This is a genomic window from Methylophaga pinxianii, from assembly GCF_020447225.1.
GTDB classification, from domain to species: Bacteria; Pseudomonadota; Gammaproteobacteria; order Nitrosococcales; family Methylophagaceae; genus Methylophaga; species Methylophaga pinxianii.
Genome location: NZ_JAJAEO010000003.1, coordinates 1 through 203, shown reverse-complemented (window position 1 = coordinate 203; position 203 = coordinate 1). Strand labels below are relative to the sequence as shown.

Genomic DNA, 203 nt, shown 5'->3' with positions numbered 1-203 from the left:
TCATCACCAGATTGAATTGCCGACATGCCACCGTCTTGCATGAGTTTCTTCCACTTAAACAATAAACTTGGGGTGATGCCGTTTTGTCTGGCCACCAGTGACACCGAATACCCTGGCTGCATACTCATGGCAACAAATTTGGCTTTCTCCTGCGGAGTATAGCGACGACGACGCTGTTCGCCAGTAAAAATTTCAATACGTTC

At 47.3% G+C, this 203-nt stretch carries 1 protein-coding gene; it reads right to left on the bottom strand.

Annotated elements, in window-relative coordinates; all coding sequences use genetic code 11:
- On the bottom strand, window positions 1-203 hold a 203-nt coding region (locus LGT40_RS00015), incomplete at both ends, for a transposase (protein ID WP_226069649.1).